The organism is Aquitalea palustris, assembly GCF_003693445.1.
In the GTDB taxonomy this organism is placed as follows: Bacteria; Pseudomonadota; Gammaproteobacteria; order Burkholderiales; family Chromobacteriaceae; genus Aquitalea; species Aquitalea palustris.
Genome location: NZ_RFAR01000085.1, coordinates 1 through 23815 on the forward strand (window position 1 = coordinate 1; position 23815 = coordinate 23815).

Annotated in this window: 21 protein-coding genes; 9 read left to right on the top strand and 12 right to left on the bottom strand. The window is 61.9% G+C overall.

The genetic code is table 11. The features are described from left to right. Window positions 1-1748: methyl-accepting chemotaxis protein (locus tag EAY64_RS17305; RefSeq protein WP_199734482.1), on the bottom strand; the 1748-nt coding region annotated here is incomplete at its 3' end. Window positions 1749-2186: 438 nt separating this feature from the next. Here EAY64_RS17305 and EAY64_RS17310 point away from each other — a divergent pair. Next, complete coding sequence (locus EAY64_RS17310; protein WP_103525985.1) at window positions 2187-3764, top strand: methyl-accepting chemotaxis protein; 1578 nt, start codon at window positions 2187-2189, stop codon at window positions 3762-3764. Here the strand turns inward: EAY64_RS17310 and EAY64_RS17315 are convergent. From EAY64_RS17315 to EAY64_RS17325, 3 genes are all read right to left on the bottom strand, one after another. After that, window positions 3745-4101, bottom strand: a complete 357-nt coding sequence (locus EAY64_RS17315) for a YkgJ family cysteine cluster protein (protein WP_226034263.1) — start codon at window positions 4099-4101, stop codon at window positions 3745-3747. The genes EAY64_RS17310 and EAY64_RS17315 overlap by 20 nt on opposite strands. A 246-nt stretch (window positions 4102-4347) precedes the next feature. Continuing rightward, window positions 4348-4953, bottom strand: coding sequence for a hypothetical protein (locus EAY64_RS17320; RefSeq protein WP_103525986.1), 606 nt, complete (start codon window positions 4951-4953; stop codon window positions 4348-4350). Window positions 4954-5021: 68 nt separating this feature from the next. Further along, complete coding sequence (locus EAY64_RS17325; RefSeq protein WP_103525987.1) at window positions 5022-5957, bottom strand: LysR family transcriptional regulator; 936 nt, start codon at window positions 5955-5957, stop codon at window positions 5022-5024. 97 nt (window positions 5958-6054) lie between these two features. Here EAY64_RS17325 and EAY64_RS17330 point away from each other — a divergent pair, with 97 nt between their 5' ends. Then, a complete protein-coding gene (locus EAY64_RS17330; RefSeq protein ID WP_103525988.1) occupies window positions 6055-7038 on the top strand; it encodes a bile acid:sodium symporter family protein in 984 nt (327 codons plus the stop codon). A 70-nt stretch (window positions 7039-7108) separates the two neighbouring features. Here the strand turns inward: EAY64_RS17330 and uvrB are convergent, their stop codons facing one another. Beyond that, window positions 7109-9121: an excinuclease ABC subunit UvrB gene (gene uvrB, locus EAY64_RS17335; protein WP_103525989.1), complete on the bottom strand. Its 2013-nt coding sequence runs from the start codon at window positions 9119-9121 to the stop codon at window positions 7109-7111. Between the two features lie 236 nt (window positions 9122-9357). On the opposite strand from uvrB, the gene EAY64_RS17340 reads away from it, so the two are divergent. Both EAY64_RS17340 and EAY64_RS17345 read left to right on the top strand, forming a co-directional pair. Further along, window positions 9358-10227, top strand: coding sequence for a serine hydrolase (locus tag EAY64_RS17340; RefSeq protein WP_103525990.1), 870 nt, complete (start codon window positions 9358-9360; stop codon window positions 10225-10227). 97 nt (window positions 10228-10324) lie between these two features. After that, the gene (locus tag EAY64_RS17345) at window positions 10325-10807 is read left to right on the top strand and encodes a GNAT family N-acetyltransferase (protein WP_103525991.1); all 483 of its coding nucleotides are present in this window, start codon (window positions 10325-10327) and stop codon (window positions 10805-10807) included. 64 nt (window positions 10808-10871) lie between these two features. Here the strand turns inward: EAY64_RS17345 and EAY64_RS17350 are convergent, their stop codons facing one another. From EAY64_RS17350 to EAY64_RS17375, 6 genes are all read right to left on the bottom strand, one after another. Then, window positions 10872-12128: a flagellar assembly protein T N-terminal domain-containing protein gene (locus tag EAY64_RS17350; RefSeq protein ID WP_226034262.1), complete on the bottom strand. Its 1257-nt coding sequence runs from the start codon at window positions 12126-12128 to the stop codon at window positions 10872-10874. Between the two features lie 38 nt (window positions 12129-12166). Continuing rightward, the gene (locus EAY64_RS17355) at window positions 12167-12820 is read right to left on the bottom strand and encodes an LPP20 family lipoprotein (protein ID WP_103526004.1); all 654 of its coding nucleotides are present in this window, start codon (window positions 12818-12820) and stop codon (window positions 12167-12169) included. A gap of 104 nt (window positions 12821-12924) precedes the next feature. Continuing rightward, the gene (locus EAY64_RS17360; protein WP_103525993.1) at window positions 12925-13848 is read right to left on the bottom strand and encodes a GlxA family transcriptional regulator; all 924 of its coding nucleotides are present in this window, start codon (window positions 13846-13848) and stop codon (window positions 12925-12927) included. Beyond that, complete coding sequence (locus tag EAY64_RS17365; protein WP_103525994.1) at window positions 13838-14746, bottom strand: EamA family transporter; 909 nt, start codon at window positions 14744-14746, stop codon at window positions 13838-13840. The genes EAY64_RS17360 and EAY64_RS17365 overlap by 11 nt, the downstream gene beginning before the upstream one ends. 60 nt (window positions 14747-14806) lie before the next feature. After that, a complete protein-coding gene (locus tag EAY64_RS17370) occupies window positions 14807-15352 on the bottom strand; it encodes an isochorismatase family protein (protein WP_103525995.1) in 546 nt (181 codons plus the stop codon). Window positions 15353-15462: 110 nt separating this feature from the next. Beyond that, the gene (locus EAY64_RS17375) at window positions 15463-16077 is read right to left on the bottom strand and encodes a LysE family translocator (RefSeq protein WP_103525996.1); all 615 of its coding nucleotides are present in this window, start codon (window positions 16075-16077) and stop codon (window positions 15463-15465) included. Between the two features lie 223 nt (window positions 16078-16300). Between EAY64_RS17375 and EAY64_RS17380 the strand changes: the two genes are divergently transcribed. Beyond that, entirely contained in the window at window positions 16301-17770 is a 1470-nt protein-coding gene (locus EAY64_RS17380; RefSeq protein WP_103525997.1) for an aminotransferase-like domain-containing protein, read from the top strand. Window positions 17771-17777: 7 nt separating this feature from the next. Here EAY64_RS17380 and EAY64_RS17385 read toward each other — a convergent pair whose 3' ends face one another. Next, on the bottom strand, window positions 17778-18752 hold the full coding sequence (locus tag EAY64_RS17385) for a helix-turn-helix domain-containing protein (protein ID WP_158604723.1): 975 nt from the start codon (window positions 18750-18752) through the stop codon (window positions 17778-17780). Window positions 18753-19118: 366 nt separating this feature from the next. On the opposite strand from EAY64_RS17385, the gene eat reads away from it, so the two are divergent. From eat to EAY64_RS17405, 4 genes are all read left to right on the top strand, one after another. Next, complete coding sequence (gene eat, locus EAY64_RS17390) at window positions 19119-20534, top strand: ethanolamine permease (protein ID WP_103525999.1); 1416 nt, start codon at window positions 19119-19121, stop codon at window positions 20532-20534. A gap of 37 nt (window positions 20535-20571) precedes the next feature. Continuing rightward, entirely contained in the window at window positions 20572-21951 is a 1380-nt protein-coding gene (locus EAY64_RS17395; RefSeq protein ID WP_103526000.1) for an ethanolamine ammonia-lyase subunit EutB, read from the top strand. Further along, window positions 21951-22763: an ethanolamine ammonia-lyase subunit EutC gene (eutC, locus tag EAY64_RS17400; protein ID WP_103526001.1), complete on the top strand. Its 813-nt coding sequence runs from the start codon at window positions 21951-21953 to the stop codon at window positions 22761-22763. The genes EAY64_RS17395 and eutC overlap by 1 nt, the downstream gene beginning before the upstream one ends. Window positions 22764-22962: 199 nt before the next feature. Beyond that, window positions 22963-23382 carry a hypothetical protein gene (locus EAY64_RS17405; protein ID WP_103526002.1) on the top strand — a complete coding sequence of 140 codons (420 nt, stop codon included), beginning with the start codon at window positions 22963-22965 and terminating at the stop codon, window positions 23380-23382. The last annotated feature ends 433 nt before the right edge of the window (window positions 23383-23815 follow it).

Genomic DNA, 23815 nt, shown 5'->3' on the forward strand with positions numbered 1-23815 from the left:
GCCTCGATGGCCGCATTCAGCGCCAGCAGGTTGGTCTGATCAGCCAGCGACTCGATCACCCCGACAATCTTGGTAATGGCGGCACTGGAGTCCTGCAACTGATGCAGGCAGGCGGCCGTCTGCCCCACGGCGGCTGATACCGAACGGATATCACCCAAGGCGGTCTGGATGGCCTCGTTGTTCTGTCTTGCCTGCACGGCGGATTCGCTACACAGCGCGGCTGCTTGTCCAGTCTTTTGCAAGATATCCAGCATGCCGCCATTGAGCTGCTGCAATTCCTGATCGATATGCTGTGAAGCACGCTCACCGGCCTCGGCCACCGCGCTCAGATGCTGCGAGGTGCTGCCCATATTGCGATTGGCCATCACCACCTGCTGCAAGCGCTGCTCCACTTCCAGCATGCTGTCCTGCAAGGCTTGCAGCAGATTGTTCAGCGCCTTGCCAGCCCGCTCGGCCTGCTTGCTGCACAAACCTTCCACCCGGCAGGTCAGATCGAAATGGTCAGCCACTGCAATCATGGTTTTTTCAATGCGGCGCAAATCGTAAATCTGCTTGAAGGTCAGATATTGCCGGTAGACCACGAACAGGCCGAACAACAACAGCAAACCCAGAACCAGCGCCACGCTCAACATGGTATTGCGCTGGCTGGCTTGTAGCGGTGCCAGCTTTTGTGCCAGCTGCGCCGGCGTCAGATGGTAGTAAACCTGCCAGGCCTTGTCGCTGTGTATCTGCAAAGGCAGGCTGATCATGGCCCCGCCCTGGGCCTCGGCATTGCTCTTGCCACTCAGCAGATCCGGCAGCAGCGTATTGCGCCGGTCGAAGATACGGATGCCGCGCTCGGCATTCACCAGTGCAAATCCGGCAGCCTCGGCCGGCATTTTCAGCCCGATCTTGGCCGCGGCTTCACGATCCTTGCCAGTCAGTACCAGATAAGGCATATCCAGCAGCGCCGCCTCGAAGACATTGGCACGGACAATGGCAGAAATGACGCCGATGAATGCATGCTCGTCGTTGTACACCGGCACCGAATACAGAAAGCCGGAAGCGTCGTACACATTGCACTGCGATTTGGAGTAGTACTGGGTATTGTCACAGGTACGCATCAGCGGCGAGGTGGCCGCCGGGATATCATCCAGCACCTTGAAGTTGAAACGGGGATAGTTGGCTTTCAGCTCGGCCAACTGACGCGGGAAATAGCTGTACTCTTCGTCTTCCAGCTCTTCGGGCTTGTCCGGGTCCTTGCTCTTGGCTTCGTCTTCTTCTTTCTTGCCGGCCTCCGGTTCCAGCCGCACGGTGTCAAACATGAAAAACGGCACCTGGCCTTTTTTGTAGTCCAGCCCGTCCATCACCGCATACACCTCGGAAACTCGGGTGCGGCTGACCATATTGTTGAAAATCTGCTGGACCGTATTGAAGGCATCGGCAGTAAAACGGTGGCCGGCTACCACGTCCTCCTTTTCGTCTGCCCGGTTGCCACCATGAATCTGCCGCACACTGGGCAACAGGCTGATGGTGCGGCTGTTCTCATACATGGTGTTGAACATGTCCTGCAATTGCCGGCGCTTGCGTTCCAGCTGCGGTATTGCTTCCTGCTGAATCACCTGCTGGCGGGCTTCTGTCAGCCGCTCGGCATACAGATGCCGCAGCCACCACTGACTGGCAACAAACAACACGGCAAACAACAGCAGCAGCCAGCACAGCCGGAAGTAAAGAAATACTCTCCAGGGAGACAAGCGTGTTTTTGTCATGTCAACTCGTTTTCTGATGGAATATGACAAACAGAAAAATGCCATTAACTGAGTTATAGAAACTTTTTAGCCGACAACAGTGGTTTTCTGCTTTAACTGCAGCCAATGCGCGCTCCGCGCTCACTCTTTAATTACAGAATCCATCAAATAAAAATGGATTTTATTTAAGAAATACCAATATGCCGGTAACAGTCAGGAACAATTTGACCTAAGCCCCGCCAGAAAAGCCGTCTTTGCAGATCCGCATTGCGCCAGCGCAAGATATAAATGACATATAAATATAAAAATCAGTACCAGCACGAACATGCTATAGAGTAGGAGTACGGTCGCCGCCGGTGCCACTTGCCGGCGAGGTCGCCAGCATGAGCCGGAACCGAGCGGAAAGGTCGCATACAGCGCCCAGCCGGCAAAAACATGACAGGTTTGAAAGGGGAATAAATGAGCATCGCCAGGAAAATGCTGTTACTCAGTGCGATCACGATTCTGGGCTTTGTTGCCATCGGCGTGGCAGTGTTCATCAGCCTTGGCAATCTGCAAAGCAACCAGAATGATCTGACCCGCCGCACTGAACACGTACAGCGTCTGCTGGAGGTGAAAGCCAGCGCCCTTTCCACCATCCAGCTAGACCCCACCACGGTGGAAACCGCCAAGATATTTTCTGATGCCGAGAAAAACATCGAGCTGCAACTGGGACAGCTGGAAAAGCTGGCCCGCCGCCCGGCCATCCAGGAACAGGCCAAGCAGATCAGGGGGCTGTGGCTACGCTATGACCAGGACTCGCATGCACTGATGAATCAGGCCAAGACCGATGCCAAGGCCGCCAATGATCAACTGATTCCGCTGTACAACAAGGAATTCCTGCCGCTGCAGCAAGCGGTGGAAGCGGCCATCAGCAGCATGAGCAAGGATTGCGAAGGCTCCAAGGCCAAGGTAAACGACTTGCTGGCCATGCAGTTCTGGCTGGTACTGGCACCGCTATTGATTCTGGCCTGCTGCTTGTTACTGTTTGTCAGCAGTATTTCGCGCAGCCTGAAAAACACCCTGCAACAGATGCTGCAAGCCTTGCAACAACTGAGCACCGGGCAACTGGCAACCCGGCTGCCGGCCACAGGCAAGGATGAGCTGGCGGACATCGCCCGCGCGGTCAACCAGTTCATCGAACACACCCATGCCATGGTGCAGCAGTTCCAGCAGGGTTCGCAGCAGCTGTCTTCCTCTGCCGTCGTGCTGTATGGCACGGCCAAGGAGATTGTCAGCAGCGTGGACAGCCAGAACGAAGCGGCTGCGTCGATGGCCGCCGCGGTAGAACAGATGTCAGTCAGCGTCAACCATGTGGCCAACAATGCCGGTACCGCGCTGCAGCTGTCGCACAGTGCCGGTGAGATCTCGCGCCAGGGTGGGCAGATCATCCATGATGCGGCCACGGAGATGAGCCATATCGTCAACGCGGTTCATAGCGCCAGCGATACGGTGCAGGAGCTGAACCAGCACTCACGCAATATTTCCGCCGTGGTGCAGGTGATCAAGGAAATCGCCGATCAGACCAATCTGCTGGCCTTGAATGCTTCCATCGAGGCGGCACGTGCTGGCGAACAGGGGCGTGGCTTTGCCGTGGTGGCCGACGAAGTACGCTCGCTGGCGGAACGCACCAGTAGCTCGACCCAGGAAATCGGCAAGATGATCAGCCAGATCCAGGGCAGCACCGACACCGCTGCCAGGGAAATGGAGCAAGTGGTGCTGCGGGTGGGCAGTGGCGAACAGCTGGCCAAGCAGGCCGGCGAGCGCATGAGCGAAATCCAGAGCGGCACCGAACAAGTGATCAGTGCCATCAATGCCATCTCCACTGCCTTGCAGCAGCAAAGTGCCACCAGCCACGAAATTGCCGCCCAGGTGGAAAAAGTGGCCAAGATGACCGAGGACAATCATGGTGCAGCGCGGCACACCTCGGATTCGGCCGGCGAACTGGAGCAGCTGGCAGGCCAGATGCAAGGCGTGGTCAGCCGCTTTCGCACCTGAGTTCCGCCGCAACGGCCAGCGCGGGCAAGCCATGCCGCTGTCTGGCCTTGCGGCATTGGGCATCGCCCGCCTTCACTTCGCGACAGGGTGAAGGGCGTTGGGCATACAGGCAGCAAGACACCGACTGCCCTACTTCGCCCTGCAAGGCCAGACAGCGTGGCGCAGCTTGATTGGTGCCGCGCAAACAGGTGTGCCAGGGGCTGGTTTGTTCCAGTGCGGCATCGGGCAGACCAAGGCTGACCGCCTCGGCCCAGTAGAAGGAAACACGAAAACTGGCGCAACAGGCGCCACAATCCAGGCATGGATTGACAGTGACAGTGGCAGGAGCGTTCATCATTCAGCGTGTCAGACAAAGTGATGGACCATCCGCTGGCTGCTAGTGGCCATGGCGGGGTGGCTGCATCGCGGCGACCAGCGGGGTCGGACACACGGCTACAGCCGGGCAGCACTATACCTGCCCGTCATCACGGGGAAAAGCCTGACTTCTACTGCACTGCAGCAACACACCACTGCCCCTGCCGGACCGCTGCCAGGCTAGCGCAAGGCGTATCCGCCTACACAATCAAAACCCTGCTTTGTCTGGTCACTTGTCGCCGGGGCAGCTCTGCGCCTGCTGGTTCAAGCCCTGCTGCTCCACCCGGAAACGGGCCACAGTGCGTCCGTCCTGCTGCTGCAGCGTGACCACATACAGGCTGTCGAAATCACTGTAATGCCAGGCTGGCACCTGGGCCGGATCGGCAGCGTAAGCGGCCAGCAGCTGCGCCGCCAGCTTGACCACCAGCCGGTGCTCCCAGGCCACGAACACCGTGGCATCGCGGTAGGCCGGGCTGGTGATGGCAGCCTGCAGGGCAGCCAGATCGTCCAGCCCGTAATCGGTATTCACCGGCAAACCCAGGCGGATGGCAGTGGGTTCGATGGTGGCCAGTGGCCGGATATAGTTGTACTCCACCCCGCCATCCTGCTTGCGCACGCCGGGATTGGGGGCGAACAGGGCCGCCGGGCGGGCAAACTTGCGCTGCAGCACTGCCGGCAGCGCCAGCGCGCGGTTCAAGCCCTGACAGCTAAGCTGCCCCAAGCCTGCCGCCGGCTTCTCCGCATGGCGGAACAGCACGATGGTTTGATCGGCCTGGCTGGCGGCATGCCAGAGCAGCCCCAGGGCCAGGGCCAGCAGGCGAGCGTGTTTTTTCATTGCACTTGTCCGGGTAAATCCGCCATCACCATGACAGCGGACAGTTGAAGGCCACCGCGCCTGATCGTTCAGGCGAGGATGGCATGGCCAGTGTGGCTTGCGCTGGCGATTTCCTGCAATTGCGGCCCCAGCTGCATGGCCAGCTGCCACAGGCGCTCCGCCACCGGCGACAGCGAGCGTTGGCGGCGACGTATCAGCATGATGGTGCGGCGCTGCTCGGGCAATAATGGCCGCACCACCAGCCTGGACCCCGCCGGCAATGGCAGGGCCAGTCCGGGCGACACGCTGATGCCGATGCCGGCCTGCACCATCTGGAAGACCGAGCTGGAATGCCCCAGCTGCTGTACCACCGGGCAATGTGCGCCATGGCTGGCCAGAATGCGGTCGATGATGGGGCGGCTGCCCGAATTGTAATCCAGCAACACCAGCGGCTGGCCATCCAGTTCAGCCCAGTTCAGTCTGGACTTGCCGGCCAGCGGGTGATCATCGCGACAGATCAGCCAAAAGCCATCGTCCAGCAAGGGCTGGCACTCCAGCTCATCCATGGCATCCGGCTCCACCACGATGCCGAAATCCACTTCGCCGCTGCGCACGCTGTCAATGTTCAGCCGCTGCACCTGATCGTGCAGCACTGGCCGGATATGCGGGTATTGCTGCGCGCAATGTGCCAGCAAGGCTGGCATCAGGCTGGCCGACAAGGTGGGGCTGCTGGCAATGTGCACCGTGCCGTGTGCCTGTTCGCCCTCCTTGCGCGCCTCTTCCAGCAAAAGCTGCAGTTCGTCCAGCTGCCGTCCCAGCTGGCCGGCAAAACGCAGGCCGGCAGCGGTCAGCTCCACTTCTCGTGTGGTGCGATCCAGCAGGCGCATACCGAGCTCGGCCTCCAGTTCGCGCACGCAGCGGCTGACCGCCGGCTGGGTCAGGCCGATTTCATCACCAGCCCGGCTGAAACTGCGCAAGCGGGCCACCGCGCGAAACACCTGCAATTGGCGCAGACTGACATTCATGACTTTTTCTTATCTATTAATCTGATAAATCAATTTGTAGTCTGAATGTTTTCACGGTTCAATAGCAAGCTGATTTCCCATTGCCGGATGGTGCTCCATGCTGAAAATGATAGATTCCTTCACCCTGGCGCTGATCGCCACGGTTACCCTGGCCAGCCTGCTGCCCTGTCAGGGCGAAGTGGCCCAGGCCATGAACCTGATCACCACCCTGGCCATCGGCCTGCTGTTTTTCCTGCACGGCGCCAAGCTGTCGCGCGAGGCGGTGATTGCCGGTGCCACCCACTGGAAGCTACACCTGACGGTGATGGCCTGCACCTTTGCGTTGTTCCCCGCACTGGGGCTGGCGCTCAAGCCGCTGCTCGGCCCGCTGGTAACACCAGAGCTGTATCTGGGTGTGCTCTATCTGTGCATGCTGCCGTCCACGGTACAGTCGTCGATTGCCTTTACCTCGATGGCACAGGGCAATATCCCGGCCGCCATTTGCAGTGCCACCGCGTCCAATATCTTCGGCATTTTCATCACGCCCTTGCTGGTGGGCATGCTGGTGATCAGCCACCACGGCAGCGACCAGGGCATGGGCTCCATCACCGACATCGTGTTGCAGTTGTTGCTGCCCTTTATTGCCGGCCAGATCGCCCGCCGCTGGATAGGTGGCTGGGTGGACAAGCACAAGCCGCTGTTGCGCTATGTCGACCAGGGCTCCATCCTGCTGGTGGTCTACACCGCCTTCAGTGCAGCGGTGATTACCGGCCTGTGGCAGCAAACCCCGCCGCAATCGCTGCTGGGCCTGCTGGTGGTATGCGGCCTGTTGCTGGCCATCCTGCTGGGCTTGACCGCCTATTCCAGCCGCAAGCTGGGTTTTGACAAGGCGGACCAGATCACCATCGTGTTCTGTGGCTCGAAGAAAAGCCTGGCCAGCGGCGTGCCCATGGCCAAGGTGCTGTTTGCCGGCCACCCCATCGGCTCCATCGTGCTGCCCTTGATGCTGTTTCACCAGATCCAGCTGATGACCTGCGCCGTGCTGGCCCAGCGCTACCGCAAGCAGCAGCTGGCAGCACAGCTGGCCAGCCAGCCGGTCTGAGCCGCCACCGCCCAATGACAAAGCCCCCACCGGCACATGCCGGAGGGGGCTTTTTGCAGCGTGGCCTGGCTTACAGGTCGCCGATGAACATTTTTTCTTTCAGCGCCTTCAGTTCGTCGCGCACATGCGCGGCTTTTTCGAATTCCAGATTGCGCGCCGCTTCCATCATTTCCTTTTCCAGGCGCTTGATTTCCCTGGCCAGGGTCTTTTCGTCCATCATGGCCACCTTGGCCTCGTCCACCAGCCGTTTGCGCTGGTCTTCCACGCTGTAGACGCCGTCGATGATGTCCTTGATCTTCTTGTTGATGCCCTGCGGCACGATGCCATGCTCGGTGTTGAAAGCCAGCTGCTTGTTGCGGCGGCGTTCGGTCTCGTCCATGGCACGGCGCATGGAGTCGGTAATGCGGTCGGCGTACAGCAGGGCCTTGCCGTTGAGGTTACGCGCAGCACGGCCTATGGTCTGGATCAGCGAGCGGTCCGAGCGCAGGAAGCCTTCCTTGTCGGCATCCAGAATCGCCACCAGGCTCACTTCCGGAATATCCAGCCCCTCGCGCAGCAGGTTGATGCCGATCAGCACGTCGAACATGCCCAGGCGCAGGTCGCGGATGATTTCCACCCGCTCCACGGTGTCGATGTCGCTGTGCAGGTAGCGCACCTTGATGCCGTGCTCGGTGTAGTAATCGGCCAGTTGTTCGGCCATGCGCTTGGTGAGCGTGGTCACCAGCACCCGTTCGCCCAGCTCCATGCGCAGGCGGATTTCCGACAGCAAATCGTCCACCTGGGTGGCCACCGGGCGGATTTCGATAATGGGGTCGACCAGCCCGGTCGGCCGCACCACCTGCTCCACCACCTGTCCGGCATGTTCTTTCTCATACGCTGCCGGGGTGGCCGAGACAAAGATGGTTTGCGGCATCAGCTGTTCGAATTCGTGGAATTTCAACGGCCGGTTGTCCACTGCCGACGGCAGGCGGAAGGCGTACTCCACCAGATTGCTCTTGCGCGCGGCATCGCCCTTGTACATCGCCCCCACCTGCGGCACGGTGACATGGGATTCATCGATGAACATCAGTGCATTTTTCGGCAGATAGTCGATCAGCGTCGGCGGTGCATCGCCCGGAGCACGGCCGGAAAAATGGCGCGAGTAGTTTTCAATACCCTTGCAGAAGCCCATTTCATACAGCATTTCCAGATCAAAGCGCGTGCGCTGTTCGATACGCTGCGCCTCGACCAGCTTGCCCTCCTTCAGATACCAGGCCACGCGCTCGGCCAGTTCCAGCTTGATCTTCTCGCAGGCCTTGAGCACGGTGTCGCGCGGCGTCACATAGTGGCTGGAGGGGAAGACGGTAAAGCGCCCTACCCGCTGTTTGGTCACGCCTGTCAACGGATCGAACAGGGTGAGCGTTTCAACCTCATCGTCGAACAGGCTGACCCGCAAGGCGGTGTCGCTGCTTTCTGCCGGGAAGATGTCGATCACGTCGCCACGCACGCGGAAGGTGCCACGGCCGAAATCGACATCATTGCGGTCGTACTGCATGGTGGTGAGACGGCTGATGATGCTGCGCTGGGGCGTGTTTTCGCCCTCTTTCAGATGCAGGATCATCTGGTGGTAGTCGGACGGGTCCCCAATACCGTAGATGGCCGACACCGTAGCCACGATGATGCAGTCCGGCCGTTCGAGGATGGACTTGGTGGCGGACAGCCGCATCTGCTCGATGTGTTCGTTGATGCTGGAGTCTTTTTCGATGAACAGGTCGCGGCTGGGAACGTAGGCTTCCGGCTGGTAGTAGTCGTAGTAGGAAACAAAATACTCGACCGCGTTTTCCGGGAAAAACTCGCGCATCTCGCTGTACAGCTGCGCCGCCAGCGTCTTGTTGTGGGCCATGATGATGGCAGGCCGGCCGGTGCGGGCGATGACATTGGCCATGGTGAAGGTCTTGCCAGAACCGGTGACCCCCAGCAGGGTCTGGTAGGACAGGCCATCTTCCAGGCCCTCTACCAGCTGGGCGATGGCGGTGGGCTGGTCGCCAGCCGGAGCAAAAGGCTGGTGCAAGCGAAACGGGCTATCCGGAAATGTAAGCAGCATGGCTTTTCTGAGCGGGTTCAAGTCCATCGATTTTACGCCGATAACGTTTTTAACTCACTCTAACTGCGCAATTGATTTTTATCTGCAAAATTGCCTGCCAGAGAGGCAAAACATTGTTTAAAATGCAAGCAGCCCGATCACGAGGCGAGATGAAGAATCCTTGCGCATCAATATGATGCAAGCATGATTTCTGACAGGCTGTATCTCCAACGACAAGACACGGGAGTGTATCTCTTATGCTGAGAAAATTTGCCGCCCTGCTGGTTTCCGCCGCCCTGGCGATGCCGGCAGTGGCCGCGCCGCCACCGGGCGTCATGGTTGCCAGCCAGATGGCCGACCATGCAGTGCCGCGCCTGAGTTCACACTCGGTGCTGGTGCTCAACGGCACCACCGGCGAGCCGCTGTATGAAAAGAACATCCATCAACGCATGCCGATTGCCTCCATCAGCAAGCTGATGACGGCCATGGTGCTGCTGGATTCAGGCGTATCGCTGGATCAGGAAGTCACGGTTTCTGATGCCGAGATCGACCGCCTGAAAAACACCACCTCGCGCCTGGCAGTGGGCACCACCCTGCCGCGCAAGGAAATGTTGCTGCTGGCGCTGATGTCCTCGGAAAACCGTGCAGCAGCCACGCTGGCCCGCACCGCCCTGCCCGGCGGCACCGCAGCCTTCGTCGAGCGCATGAACAAGAAGGCACGCAGCCTGGGCATGAACGAGACCGTGTTCTACGACCCCACCGGCCTCGACCTGCGCAACACCTCCACTGCCGGCGATCTGGCCCGCATGGTGAAGGCTGCTCACGGCTACCCGCTGATCCGCGCCTTTACCACCACGCCGGAACACCAGATCGTCTCGGTACGCAACCGCGTACTGCAATACCGCAACAGTAATGCGCTGGTGCGTGAAGGCAACTGGGACATCAGCATCCAGAAAACCGGCTACATCCAGGAAGCCGGCCGCTGCATGGTGATGCAGGCCACGGTGGGTTCGCAGCCGCTGATCATCGTATTGCTGGCTGCTGGTGGCAGCTCGGCCCGCGTCAACGATGCCCGCAGCATCAAGACCTGGCTGGAGGCCCACCCGGGCAACTGGCTGGCTGGCTGATCGCTGCACATTCCAGACACAGGGCCGGGCAAACCGGCCCTTTTCATTGCACATGCCATATTGAAGCGGGCTGCCCCGCGCTAACCAGGAGTTGCTTGTGAGCATAGAGATTCGTCCGGCCACCCGCGCTGATGCCGCGCTGATCCTGCATTACATCCGTGAGCTGGCCATCTATGAGAAAGCGGAGCAGGAAGTGGTCGCCAGCGTGGCCGATATCGAAGAGTCGCTGTTTGGTGACGCGGCCAGTGCCGAAAGCCTGATCTGCCTGCAGCACGGCCAGCCCATTGGCTACGCGGTGTATTTCTTCAGCTATTCCACCTGGCTGGGTAAATCCGGCCTGTATCTGGAAGATCTGTACATCACTCCGGCGGCACGCGGCAGCGGCGCCGGCAAGCGGCTGCTGCGCCATCTGGCGCAACTGGCGGTGGCCAAGGGCTGCGGGCGCTTCGAGTGGAGCGTGCTGGACTGGAATCAGCCAGCCATCGATTTTTACGAATCCTTTGGCGCGGCCGCCCAATCCGAATGGATTCGCTACCGCCTGGCCGGCGACGCCCTGCTGCAGTTTGCCGAACAGGCCTGAATCCAGGCCGGCCACATGCAAAAGCCCCGCACTCTGGCGGGGCTTTTTCTTGGTGATGCGGGATTTAACGCCGGGTCATGAAGCGCACGTAATCACCCTCTTCCACCTTGAGCCGGGCACTTTGCACCTGGGCGATGGAGAAATTGGGCTGCACCTGGGTAATGCTGATGGTGCCGGACAAATCTTCAGGCACACCCAGTTCACGCACGCCGCCACCACTGCGCAGAATCTGCGCCGAGCGCGGCTTGTACAGCAGCATCTGGTCGCCCACCTTCATGCCGTCCAGCCCGCCCACATTGATGAACAGCTGCCGGCCATCTTCCACTTTCACCACCTTGGCCGACAAGGGAATGCAGCTGACCAGCTCAACCAGCTGGCGGCTAGCCTGATCCAGCAAGCCATCCACCGCCCGGCCATAGTCACCCTGCCAGAAGGCAGCGCTGGCAAACGGTGCCGGCAGTTGCTCCACCACCTTGCCCTGGGCGATCCGGCTGAAACGCTGGTCGGCCAGTACCGCGCCGGTCAGCGCGTCATACACCCACAGCTCCATGTCGAACTGCCGTGCCGATGGCGCGTACTTGAGCGCACCGCCAAACAGTCCGGCCAGCGGCCCGGTGTAATACGCCCCCTGCTGGCTGGTATTGTTGGATTCATACATGGTGTGGCGCAGGCTCTTGCCCACCACCCCGGTAGACAGCACCCGGCCGGCGATGACGAACTGCACATCCTCGCGCCGGCCCAGTTCGCGTACGGTATCCCAGCCGGCCACCGGCTCGTCGGCTGCCATATTGCTGAGCACGGTCAGGTGGCTGGCATTGCGCACATCAAACGGCCCCTGCTGGCGCAGGCGGCGCGCCATCTCCCCAGGCAGCACGGTGGCCAGATCCTGCAGGTCATTGGCCTCGGCAGGATTGACCACATAAAAATAGGTGGTCAGCAGCTTGCGCCGCAGCACCCGCCCCGCCGGCATGCCACAGTTGGCATTCTGTGCCGGCTTGGGCGCACTGCCCACCGGGCCGGCGGCACTGGCTTGCGGATCTATGCTCAGCCGCACGTGATACACGCCGTCGCTGCTGTACTCCTGCAGTATCTTGACCTTGCCCTGCAGCGATGGCGCAGACAGCACGCTGCTTTCGCTGACATTGCCCGACTCCATCAGCTGCAGCGATTGCAGCTCGGCGCCATTGCTGATGGCCGCCTGCTGCAAGGCATCGCGAATCGCCATTTCACGCGCTGCCGGACTGCCGGCATCCATGGCGGCCATGCCCTCGGCGGTAATCGGCGCGGCCCGCAGCGGGCCACACAAAGCAAAAGCCGCCACGAGGGCGGCAACTTTGCAGGTAAGCAAACGTATCGTCATCAGTGGGCTACGTAAAAATTGCTTTCGTAACGTGAGGCGCCGCAGTTGCCCTCGGCGCACTCGACCCCGGCAACACCGTTTTGCTGGGCTGCCTTCATCACACTACCAGTTTTTTCCAGCGCATTCTTGTATTGCTTGTAGAAATCCTGATCCAGGGTGATTTCAGCCACCGCTTCGCTGGTGCCATCCGGCAGCATGCTGGTGGACACCATGCGCACGCCGCGCAGATAGGCATCAACATAGGTGCGGAAGCCATCGCTGGTGGCCACCATATTGGCCACCGAGCTGTTACCCACCAGCTTCATGCCCTGCACCTGTTCGGCAATGGAGCGATAGGCATCCAGCCGGGCAGCGCGCATCGACAGCAGCTTGCGCTGCGACGGGGTCAGTGCCGAGGTATACGGCGCAGCGCCATTGCCGGTGGCGCGAATGATTACCGGGGCATAGGGATTCACTTCCTTCACCACCACCTTGGGGGCTTCCGGTTCGATGCCGGGGCCGGCAAAGCCAACGCCGGTAAAACTGCCGCTGCTGGCTGGCGGCTCGGCCAGCGGGCGCATGGCTGACTCGGCAGTGGGCTGGCTGGCGGAAGCGCAGGCAGTCAGGCCCAGCAACAGGGATACGGCGGCCATACGGCGAGTGCAGGTGTTCATGGCGATTACCATTTCTACTTGTTCTGGATGCGGATTGCGGACGGTCCATCCCGCAGCGTCAGCATTATATCGGCTGGCGACAGGTAAACTTGAGTTAATTTTTGTCAGCCTGCATGGGCCGACTGCATGGCGCGCTGCCATTGCCGGGCCGAGGAAAAACCGGCCGCCAGCGCAGCCTTTTCCTTGGACAGGCCGGCAGTACGCCACTGCCCGGCCAGCGCAGCGCGCAGCGCCAGATGATAATCGTGCACCGACACACCGGCATGTTCGCGGAACAGCCGCGACAGGTGGCGGGGGCTGACATGCACCAGTTCGGCCAGGGCTGACAGGCTCCAGTCATCCTGCGGCCTGGCGGCGATCAGATCCTGCACCTTGTGCACCGCCGGATGCAGGTGATTGCGATGGGCCAGCCAGGGCGAGAGCTGGGCATCCTGCCCGGAACGGCGGAAGTACACCACCATTTCCCGCGCCACATCGCGGGCAATGGCCGGCGACGCCAGCTGGCTGATCAGATACAGCGCCAGATCGATGCCGGCGGTGATGCCGGCACTAGTCCACAGCCTGCCATCCTGCACGAACACCCGGTTTTCCTGCACCCTGGCGCTGGCATCGCTGGCTTGCAGGCGCGTAATCAGGCTGTGATGGGTGGTGCACTGCCGCCCCGCCAGCAAGCCGGCCGCACCGGCCAGCAAGGCGGCAGAGCAGATGGTGGCCAGCAGATGACGCTGCGGATCGATGCGGGCAGCCAGCCAGCGCACGATCTGCCGCGCCTCGGGCATGACATAAGCCTCGGCCGAGCAATCGGCACCGGGGATGATGATCAGGCTGTCATCCGGCAATTGCTGTGGCAGCGCGGCCATGCCGCCCAGCGGCAAACCCAGCGAGCAGTGCACCGCTGGCTCCACCGCTGCGTAATGCAGGCTGAAATCCGCGCCAAACTCGCAGGCAATCCGCATGGCCTCGGCCGGGCCGGCAAAATCCAGCAGCATGAAGCGCGGCGGCAGGACAAACCAGACCTCACGTGCCATGGGCCACAGTCCCGCGCCGCCAGCGCGCCAGCACCATGCCGCCAAACACGTTCACCACCAGCCCCGCCAGCAACATCACGCTACCCACCGCTTGCAGCAGACTGAGCCGCTCCCCCAGCAGCAGGGCCGAAGTCAGCACGCCCACCACCGGTACCAGCAGCGAGAACGGTGCCACCTTGTTGGCCGGATGACGGCTGAGCAGGCGGCTCCACATGCCATAGCCCAGCAAGGTGGCCATGAAGGCGAGGTAAGCCACCGCCAGCAAGGAGCCCAGCGAGAAATGGCGCAATGCCAGCTCCATGCGCGCCGGCCCTTCCAGCCACCACGACATGGCCAGATAAGGCAGTGGCGGCACCAGGCTGGACCACACCACCAGGTTGAGCGGCTGTACCGTGTGCCCCGCCTTGCCCATCAGCCGTACGATGATGTTGGACGAGGCCCAGCAGAGTGCTGCCGCCAGCGTCAGGCCAAAGCCGATGGCGGTCATGCTGCCGCCCTTGGCCAGGCCAATCAGCGCGAGGCCAGCACAGGCACACAGCAGGCCGAGAATCTGCGCCGCCTGCCAGCGCTCATGCAGCAGCAGCCCGGCCAGAATCAGGGTAAAGAATGCCTGCGACTGCAACACCACCGAGGCAAGGCCGGCCGGCATGCCCAGCTTGATGGCGGAAAACAGAAAGGCAAACTGGCCAAAGCCGACGCACAAGCCATAGGCCAGCACCCAGCCCCAGGGCAGATTGGGCCGGCGCACCAGCAGCACGGCGGGAAAAGCCGCCAGCATGAAACGCAGCGCGCCCAGCAACAAGGGCGGCACATCGGCCACGCCGTACTTGATCACCACGAAATTGACGCCCCAGATCAGCACGATGGCCAGCGCCTGCAAAACATCCTTCAAGGGCATGAAACTTGCTCCGTAGCGGCAGCCGGCCACCGTGGCCAGCTTGCCGGATAAATGGGTCGTTTACAGCCGTGCCAGCGCCTGCTCCACCGTGACGATGTCGGCAAAGCGGCCGGCCAGCACCAGCTCGGTCTTTTCGCGGATTTCATCGGCACTGAACAGCCGGCCGCTCAGCGGGTGACGCATGGCAAAGGTGAGCGTGGCCTCGCTGACAAAATCCACGGCAAAGCCCAGATCAGATGCCACCCGGGTGGTGGTTTCACAGCACTGCTCGGTACGAATGCCCGACACCAGCAGCTTGCTGATGCCGCGCTCGGCCAGCCAGGGCTGCAAGCCGGAATCCAGCAGGGCATTGTGCACGTGTTTGATGAAGGTGGCATCCGGATCCGCCGGCAACCACGCCATGGGCCGCACCAGCCCGCTGGCCTCGGCAAACGGGCCGTCGCCATCTTCATGCAAGACATACAGCACCGGCACCCCGGCCGCCCGCGCCCCGGCGATCAGTGTCAGCACATGCTGGCGAAACGGCAGCAGGGCCGCTTCGTCCCAGTAGTCGCGCTGTAAAAACGAATCCTGTACATCGATGATCAGCAGGGCTGCCTTATGCATGATAGAAGTCCTCGGGAGAAATGTGGACACAGTCTATCGGCTCGTGCAGCCTGACAGCAGGCCAATCACAGACAAGACACTGTCAAATCCGGACAGGCTGGCATGCAGCTTCAGAGCGGCATGGCATGGCGCAGCTCGTCCAGCAGCAGATACAAGGCGGTAGCGGCCATCAGCAGCCCCATGCTCAGATTGAACAGCAACAGGCCGCGCGCCGCCGACAGCAGATGGCGCAGCCGCTCGCCCAGCCAGGCCCACAGGCTGATACAGGGTAGATTGACCACGGCAAAGATCAGAGCCAGCAGCAAGGCTGCGCTCAGGCGCTGGCTGCCATCGGCCGGCATGAACAGGATGGCGGCATTGAGCACCATTACCCAGGCCTTGGGATTCACCCACTGAAACAGCGCCGCCGCAATAAAACTCATCGGCCGGCCCTCGGCCACGCCTTGCGGCGAGCTGGAGCGGGCAATCTTCCACGACAGCCACAATAGATAGATACAGCCGGCCACCGCCAGTGGCAGCCGCGCCGCCTGCAACCATTGCAAGGCCCAGGCCAGCAGGCTGGCGGTGATGAACACCTGTGCCGCACAACCGAGGCTGATGCCCAGCATGTGCGGCAAGGTGCGGCGAAAACCGTAATTGACACCGGAACTGGCCAGCATCAGGTTGTTGGGACCGGGCGTGATGGACATCACGCCCACATAGGACAGCAAGGCGACTTCCAGCATGTCAGGGCTCCAGTGAACATGCGCCGGCCAGGGTGCGGCGCTTCCCCATCATGCTAAGGCGGCTGGGCAATATGGTGACAGCCGCAATAATCCACTATTGTCATGGTGACAGTGCCAGGTTTATTGTAACTGTCACCACAGACTATGGCGGGCACTGTCACTGTTGCTGCGACAGCGGCTGCGGCATTGTCTGCCTGTTACCTGTCTTGCCCGGACCCTTGCCATGCCCAGCTCCCCCCAGCCCCGCAACAGCGCCGCCAGCGCCACGCTTTACCAGCAACTGGCCGAAGACCTGTCACTGGCGATTGCCCGTGGCACGCTGCCGCCTGGCTCGCGTCTGCCTTCGGTGCGGCGCACCTCGCAAAGCCGGCAACTGAGCCTGAATACCGTGGTGGCGGCCTACCGCGTGCTGGAAGACCGTGGGCTGATCGAGGCCCGGCCACAGTCCGGCTACTATGTGCGCGCCCGCCTGCCCTCGCCGGCACGCTCGGCCATGATGCAAAGCAGCGCGGCCAAACCGACCGAAAACAAGGTACTGGACCTGATCGGCACCGTGCTGGATGCCCAGCAGACTCCCGGCTTCATCGACCTGGCGCTGGCCTGCCCGCGTGGCAGCGACTTCTACCCCGGCAACAAGCTGGCGCGGCTGATGGGGCAGATCCTGCGGCGCCAGCCCGGCATGGTCAGCACTTATGCCCTGCCGCCCGGCTCGGAACGGCTGCGGGTACAGATTGCCCGGCGCAGCATGGAACTGGGCATGGCCTTGCAGGCGGAAAACATCATTCTCACCAATGGCTGCATGGAAGCGCTGCAGCTGGCACTGCGCGCCGTCACCAAGCCGGGCGATGCCGTGGGGCTGGAATCGCCCACCTATTTCAATCTGCTGCCGCTGTTTGCCAGCCTGGGCCTGAAAGCGGTGGAAATTCCCACCGACCCGCAGCATGGGCTGTCGGTGGATGCGGTAGAGCTGTTGCTGTCGGAAGGCCGCATCAGCGCACTGGTGGCCATGCCCAATATTCACAATCCGCTGGGCTGCAGCATGCCGCTGGAAGCCAAGAAACGGCTGGCGCGGCTGGTGAATCACTACCAGGTGCCGCTGATCGAGGACGGCCTGTATGCCGAGCTGCAGTTCAGCGACACCCAGGCACCGGCTGCCAAGGCCTTTGACGAAGACGGCTGGATCATCTTCTGCACCAGCTACACCAAAACACTGGCCCCGGATTTTCGCATTGGCTGGATGGAAGGCGGCCGCTTTGGCGCGGCCTTGCGCAAGCTGAAGTTTGCCTCGTCGGTGGCCCAGCCCATGGTGCTGTCGGAAACGCTGGGGGCGTTTCTGGAGTCGGGCGGCTACGACCACCATCTGCGTGCGCTCAAGCGCCATTACGCCCAGCATGTGGAAAAGGTGCGCGGCCTGATTGCCCGCCACTTTCCGCAGGGCACCCGCGCCACCGATCCGGCCGGCGGCTTTCTGATCTGGCTGGAACTACCGGAAGCCTGCGACAGCGTGGCGCTCTTCCATGCCGCCCTGGCCGAGAACATCAGCATCATGCCCGGCCCGCTCTATTCGCCCGGCGGCCGTTACCGCAATGCCATGCGCCTGTCCTGCTGCTATCCGCTGGATGAGCGCTATGTCGCCGCCCTCACCCGCGTCGGCATGCTGGCGCAGCAGCAGCTGGCCGCGCAGGGCGGCTGACACCCGCTCAGCGCTGTGGTCGCTGCCGGGTCTGACTGGGGGTTTCGCCAAACAGCCGGCGGTAGTCGTAACTGAAATGGCTGGGCGTGGCAAAGCCCCAATCCTCGGCCAATTGCTGGATGCTGTCGGCCGCCCCCTGCGGCGAGCGCAGCAGGCGGCGCACCTGATTGAGCCTGAGCGCCCGCAAGAAAGGCAGCGGGCTCATGGCGGTCACTTCCTGAAAGCCGTTTTGCAGCGTGCGCCGGGTCACGTGCAATTCGCGGCACAAATCTTCCACCGTCAACTGCCGCGCCGCCGGCTGCAGCGCACGCTGCCTGGCCTGCTCCACCCATTGCCAGTGCCGCTGGCTGCTGCTGTCACGCCCGGCCAGTGTAGTCGGCAAAGCCTGTGCCAGCGCCAGCAGCAAGGCATCGGCCGAACAATCCAGCAATAGCTGCCGGCCTATGCGGTCTGGCGTCTCCCGCGCCAGCGCCAGCAGCTCGCCCAGTTGGCGGCACAATGCCAGATGACTGGCCTGCGGCAGCTGTACGGCGGCAGTCTGCAACCAAGCTCCGGGCATGTCCCGGCCAAACAGTTGCAGATGCCGCTGCTGCAGCACCGCCTGTTCCAGCACTACGCCGTAGATGGTGAAGTCATCCGGCGTGCGCAATGAAAAATCGCTGCCGCCCATCGCCACCAGTACCGCCGCAGGCGGCACGCTGCGGCCATGAAAACGCAGTCGCTCGCCACTGCCTGGCGCCGGAATGCCAAACCAGATCGACCCCGGCCATGGCTGGCACAGCTGGAAGGTTTCCCGGGCCGAGTATTCGCGAAACACCTGCAAGCGCCCCAGGCACAGCTCATCCAGCCGGCCGGAAAAGAGCCCACAGGAGATCTGCGCGTAATCCTGCTGCCAGCCACTGATGAAGGCCGCCTGATCGGCGGCGTCTTCTGCCAGTCGGGTGACGAACTGCAGCGCTATTCCATGTCCCAGCGGCTCCATTGCCAGCTCCTGCTTTACCTGTTGCAGACAGTCCCAGCAAGAAGCGCACCAGGCCATTCCCGGCCAGCAGCCGGTAATGGCTATCGTAAATCGGCAATTTCCCCGCCTCGGTGCACACACCGGTGCCCCATGCCTCATCCCGGTGCCTGATTCCAGCCGCAGCGCCCATTGCATGCACCGCAGCAAGACCTGCAGCAGGCACGGCTTTTGCAGAGACTTTGCCGCTACCCGCCCCGCCAGCCTTCCGCCGCAAATTGTTTTCCGATTTTCGATAACGCCGCCGGCCAGGCACTGCCTAGCATGCACAGCAGGAACCAGTCGCCATGGCGCTGGACAGGGAGCAGTGACAAAACAAGGGGAAATTTGATGAGCAGCAGCAATCACGGCCTGGCACGCAAGCTGGGCGGCTGGCAACTATGGGGGATCGCCGTCGGGCTGGTGATCTCGGGTGAATATTTCGGCTGGAGCTATGGCTGGGCCCAGGCCGGCACGCTGGGCTTTCTGCTCAGCTCCATCTTCGTGGCCATCATGTACACGGCCTTTATTTTCAGCTTTACCGAGCTGACCACCGCCATTCCACATGCCGGCGGGCCGTTTGCCTATGCCCGCCGCGCCTTTGGTCCGGTCGGCGGCTTTATTGCCGGCTTTGCCACCTTGTGCGAATTCGTGTTTGCCCCGCCCGCCATCGCGCTGGCCATTGGTGCTTATCTGAACGTGCAGTTTCCCGAACTGAGTGCCAAGTGGATTGCCTGCGGCGCCTACATCGTGTTCATGGCGCTGAATATCGTGGGAGTGAGCGTGGCGGCAGCCTTCGAGCTGGTGGTCACCCTGCTGGCCATTTTCGAGCTGCTGCTGTTCATGGGCGTGGTGTCGCCGGGCTTTAGCTGGGACAACTTCACCCACCACGGTTGGGCCGGCAGCGACAGCTTCAGCCTGAGCGCGGTCGGTGGCATGTTTGCTGCCATTCCGTTTGCCATCTGGTTCTTCCTGGCCATCGAGGGCGCAGCCATGGCCGCCGAAGAAGCCAAGGACCCCAGCCGCACCATTCCGCGCGCCTATGTGGCCGGCATCCTCACCCTGGTGGCACTGGCCATGGGCGTGATGATCATGGCCGGCGGTGCCGGTGACTGGAGCAAGCTGGCCAATATCAACGACCCGCTGCCGCAGGCGATGAAGCTGATCGTCGGCAGCAACAGCGGCTGGCTGCACATGCTGGTCTGGCTGGGCCTGCTGGGGCTGATTGCCAGCTTCCACGGCATCATCATGGGTTATTCGCGCCAGATTTTCGCGCTGGCCCGTGCCGGCTACCTGCCGCCGATGCTGGCGGTGATCCACCCGCGTTTCAAGACGCCGCATCGCGCCATCATCGTCGGCGGCATGATCGGCATTGCCGCCATCTTCAGTGATGACCTGATCCAGATCGCCGGCCAGCCGCTGACCGCCAACATCGTCACCCTGTCGGTGTTCGGTGCCATCGTGATGTACATCGTGTCCATGCTGGCGCTGTTCCAGCTGCGTCGCAGCGAGCCGGCGCTGGCCCGTCCGTTCAGCGCTCCGGCCTATCCGCTGCTGCCCGGCCTGGCGCTGGCCTGCGCCGTGATCTGCCTGATTGCCATGATCTGGTACAACCAGCTGCTGGCGCTGATTTTTGCCGGCAGCCTGGCCGTGGCCTATGCCTACTACCTGCTCACCCACCGTCAGCGTGCCGCCGCAGCCAGTGATGTGCTGCTGGAAGGCAATGATGCCGCACGCCTGAAACCGGCGGTCGCCCGCAGCAAATAATGAAAGGCGGGGTGTGTCCGGCACACCCCGACAAACCATGAGCTACGCCATCACCATCGGTCCGCGCCGTTACCGCTTTGACGACCTGAAAACCCTGCTGGCCCGCGCCACGCCGCTGCGCTCCGGCGACCAGCTGGCCGGCATTGCCGCCAGCAGCGCCGAAGAACGGGTAGCGGCGCAGATGTGTCTGGCCGATGTGCCGCTGCTGACCTTTCTCAACGAGCTGCTGATTCCTTACGAGCAGGATGAAATCAGCCGCCTGATCATCGACAGCCACGACGCCCATGCCTTTGCTCCCATCCGTCACCTGACGGTGGGCGGGCTGCGCGACTGGCTGTTGTCCGATGCAGCCAGCAGCAGCATGCTGGCAAGCATCGCCCCCGGTCTGACCCCGGAAATGGTGTCCGCCGTCAGCAAGCTGATGCGCAACCAGGACCTGGTGTGGGTGGCCAGCAAATGCCGGGTGATCACCCGCTTTCGCAATACCCAGGGCCTGCCCGGCCACATGGGCGTGCGCCTGCAGCCCAACCATCCCACCGATGACGCACGCGGCATTGCCGCCGCCATGCTGGACGGCCTGCTGTATGGCGCTGGCGATGCCGTGATCGGCATCAACCCGGCCAGCGACAGCCCGGAAACCATCCATACCATGCTGGCGATGATGGACGAGGTGCGCCAGCGCTATGCCATTCCCACCCAAAGCTGCGTGCTCACCCACGTCACCAGCACGCTGGAGCTGATCCGGCGCGGCGCGCCGGTAGATCTGGTGTTCCAGTCGATTGCCGGTACCGAAAAAGCCAACAGCGGCTTCGGCATCAATCTGGCGGTGCTGGGCGAGGCGCAGCAGGCGGCGCAGCAACTCGGGCGCGGCACGGTGGGCGACAATGTGATGTATTTCGAAACCGGCCAGGGCAGCGCCCTGTCGGCCAATGCCCACTGGGGGGTGGACCAGCAGACCTGCGAAGTGCGCGCCTATGCCGTGGCGCGGCATTTTTCGCCACTGCTGGTGAATACCGTGGTCGGTTTCATCGGCCCGGAATACCTGTACAACGGCAAGCAGATCATCCGCGCCGGGCTGGAAGACCACTTCTGCGGCAAGCTGCTCGGCCTGCCCATGGGCTGCGACATCTGCTACACCAACCATGCCGAAGCCGACCAGGACGATATGGACAGCCTGCTCACCCTCTTGGGCACGGCCGGCATCCACTTCATCATCGGTGTGCCGGGTGCCGACGACATCATGCTGGGTTACCAGAGCACCTCTTTTCACGATGCGCTCTACCTGCGCCAGCTGCTGGGCCTGAAGCGTGCGCCGGAATTCGAAGACTGGCTGGAGAGCATGGCCATTACCCGTGCCGGCAAGCTGCAGGCACAGGACCACCAGCAAGCCCTGTTGCAACTGATGGAGACTGTCTGATGAATGCCCCGCTCCCGTACACCGGCATCAGCCCGATTACCGAAGACAGCTGGCAGGACCTGGCCAGCCACACCGTGGCGCGCATTGCGCTGGGCCGGGTGGGCGCCAGCCTGCCCACCCGTGAAACCTTGCGCTTTGCCCTGGCCCACGCCCAGGCCCGCGACGCCGTGCACACCCCGCTGGACCTGTCCGCCCTCAGCGCATCCCTGCAAGACCTGCAATTACCCAGCCTGCAAGTGCGCAGCGCCGCGCCCAGCCGCGCAGCCTATCTGCAACGGCCCGATCAAGGTCGCCGCCTGCACCCGGACAGCCGCGCCAGCCTGCTGGCTGCCGGGGTGGAACCCTGCGACGTGCTGTTCGTGGTGGGGGATGGCTTGTCGGCCCGCGCCGTGGCCAGTCATGCCCTGCCGCTGATTGCTGCCACCCTGCCGCTATTACACGAGCAAGGCTTGCGCGTGGGGCCGGTGGTACTGGCCACCGAAGCGCGGGTTGCACTGGCCGATGAAGTGGGCGAATGCCTGCAGGCGGCCATGGTGGTGATGCTGATTGGCGAGCGGCCCGGCCTGAGCTCGCCGGACAGCCTGGGGGTGTACCTGACCAGCGCGCCGCAGGTGGGCCGCATGGATTCACAACGCAACTGCATTTCCAATGTACGGCCACAAGGCCTGCCCTACCCACTGGCGGCCTACAAGCTGGCCTGGCTGATCCGCGCAGGGCGCAGCGGCGGCACCGGGGTGGCACTCAAGGACGGCAGCGCGGCAGAACAAGGCTGGCTGGATCTGCAAACCCGACTGGCGCATGACGCAATATAACGGGCATGAGTCACCCTGCGGGCAGGCTGCATGGTGCCAAGTCCGCGCCCGCTGGCGCCAGGATCTTTACCTGGCCAAACATTCCGCGTTAGTGCCGATTTACGGTAGCATGCACAATGCATCAGCCCGGCTGCTGCAACAATGCCCTACCCTGAAACCGGCTGCCCTTGTGCAGCATTGCCACCATACCCGGAGCACCATGCGGGCCATCTTCCTTCTCTGCTGCATTCTTTCCCTCAGCGCTTGCAGCGACCTGCTGCAAAGCGGCAAGGATTTGCTGCAATCCCTGAACAAACCCAGCAACGTTGCCCAGAACAAGGACAAGGACAGCAATCACGACTGCCTCATCCGCAAATACCTGATTGGCTGGGGTAAAGAATACAAAGAGGGTAATAGCAGCCCCTTTGTCAGCAGCTACGGCATCATGACCGACCAGGGCAAGCTGCATGTGGATGACGGTGCGGTCTTCCACGACATCATGAACAAACAGGGGCAGGAAGTGGCGCTGCTGATGTCCTCGGCCACGGGCGGCTGGATCGTCGACCTGCCAAACTACGACAACCGCATGCGCCTGCGCGCCAGCGTCATGTGTCACCAGGGCTACCCGGACAAATCGTAAGGCAGCAAGCAGGCGGAAATGCAGGCGGCTGCACCAGCAAGGCCCAGCATGATTAATAGCTGGAAATCAGCCAGCAGCGCGCATATATTCCTCTCATTCTGACCATCAACAGCCATTTACCCGCTATTGCATCAGACAAAACCTTGCAGCGCTTGGTTGTTTTCAACAACAGTAGCTATAGTGTGGTTTATTAAGTGCGCTATTGACGCGCATAAAAGTTTAAAAACAATGCAATAAACTGCAAGCATCCCGCCGGTGCCGCGGCCATGAGCATACATGGCGGCCACCCGCCGCTGCGCCAGCAGAAGTGGCACATCCGCCAGAACGGGCGCTTGCGCTGCACCATTCCAAACATCACCTAGGATGCCTTAGTGTCAGACCTTCTTAAAAAAATCGATGCCAGAACAAAACTGGCGGGGACCAACAAGCTGGA

Coding starts and splice junctions, on each gene's coding strand:
- EAY64_RS17315 (WP_226034263.1), bottom strand. CDS start 4,101: ATGATGAACGCTCCTGCCACTGTCACTGTCAATCCATGCCTGGATTGT.
- EAY64_RS17325 (WP_103525987.1), bottom strand. CDS start 5,957: ATGAATGTCAGTCTGCGCCAATTGCAGGTGTTTCGCGCGGTGGCCCGC.
- EAY64_RS17365 (WP_103525994.1), bottom strand. CDS start 14,746: ATGCCCTTGAAGGATGTTTTGCAGGCGCTGGCCATCGTGCTGATCTGG.
- EAY64_RS17310 (WP_103525985.1), top strand. CDS start 2,187: ATGAGCATCGCCAGGAAAATGCTGTTACTCAGTGCGATCACGATTCTG.
- EAY64_RS17380 (WP_103525997.1), top strand. CDS start 16,301: ATGCCCAGCTCCCCCCAGCCCCGCAACAGCGCCGCCAGCGCCACGCTT.
- EAY64_RS17375 (WP_103525996.1), bottom strand. CDS start 16,077: ATGCTGGAAGTCGCCTTGCTGTCCTATGTGGGCGTGATGTCCATCACG.
- EAY64_RS17360 (WP_103525993.1), bottom strand. CDS start 13,848: ATGGCACGTGAGGTCTGGTTTGTCCTGCCGCCGCGCTTCATGCTGCTG.
- EAY64_RS17330 (WP_103525988.1), top strand. CDS start 6,055: ATGCTGAAAATGATAGATTCCTTCACCCTGGCGCTGATCGCCACGGTT.
- eat (WP_103525999.1), top strand. CDS start 19,119: ATGAGCAGCAGCAATCACGGCCTGGCACGCAAGCTGGGCGGCTGGCAA.
- EAY64_RS17355 (WP_103526004.1), bottom strand. CDS start 12,820: ATGAACACCTGCACTCGCCGTATGGCCGCCGTATCCCTGTTGCTGGGC.
- uvrB (WP_103525989.1), bottom strand. CDS start 9,121: ATGCTGCTTACATTTCCGGATAGCCCGTTTCGCTTGCACCAGCCTTTT.
- EAY64_RS17385 (WP_158604723.1), bottom strand. CDS start 18,752: ATGGAGCCGCTGGGACATGGAATAGCGCTGCAGTTCGTCACCCGACTG.
- EAY64_RS17370 (WP_103525995.1), bottom strand. CDS start 15,352: ATGCATAAGGCAGCCCTGCTGATCATCGATGTACAGGATTCGTTTTTA.
- EAY64_RS17395 (WP_103526000.1), top strand. CDS start 20,572: ATGAGCTACGCCATCACCATCGGTCCGCGCCGTTACCGCTTTGACGAC.
- EAY64_RS17320 (WP_103525986.1), bottom strand. CDS start 4,953: ATGAAAAAACACGCTCGCCTGCTGGCCCTGGCCCTGGGGCTGCTCTGG.
- EAY64_RS17340 (WP_103525990.1), top strand. CDS start 9,358: ATGCTGAGAAAATTTGCCGCCCTGCTGGTTTCCGCCGCCCTGGCGATG.
- EAY64_RS17405 (WP_103526002.1), top strand. CDS start 22,963: ATGCGGGCCATCTTCCTTCTCTGCTGCATTCTTTCCCTCAGCGCTTGC.
- eutC (WP_103526001.1), top strand. CDS start 21,951: ATGAATGCCCCGCTCCCGTACACCGGCATCAGCCCGATTACCGAAGAC.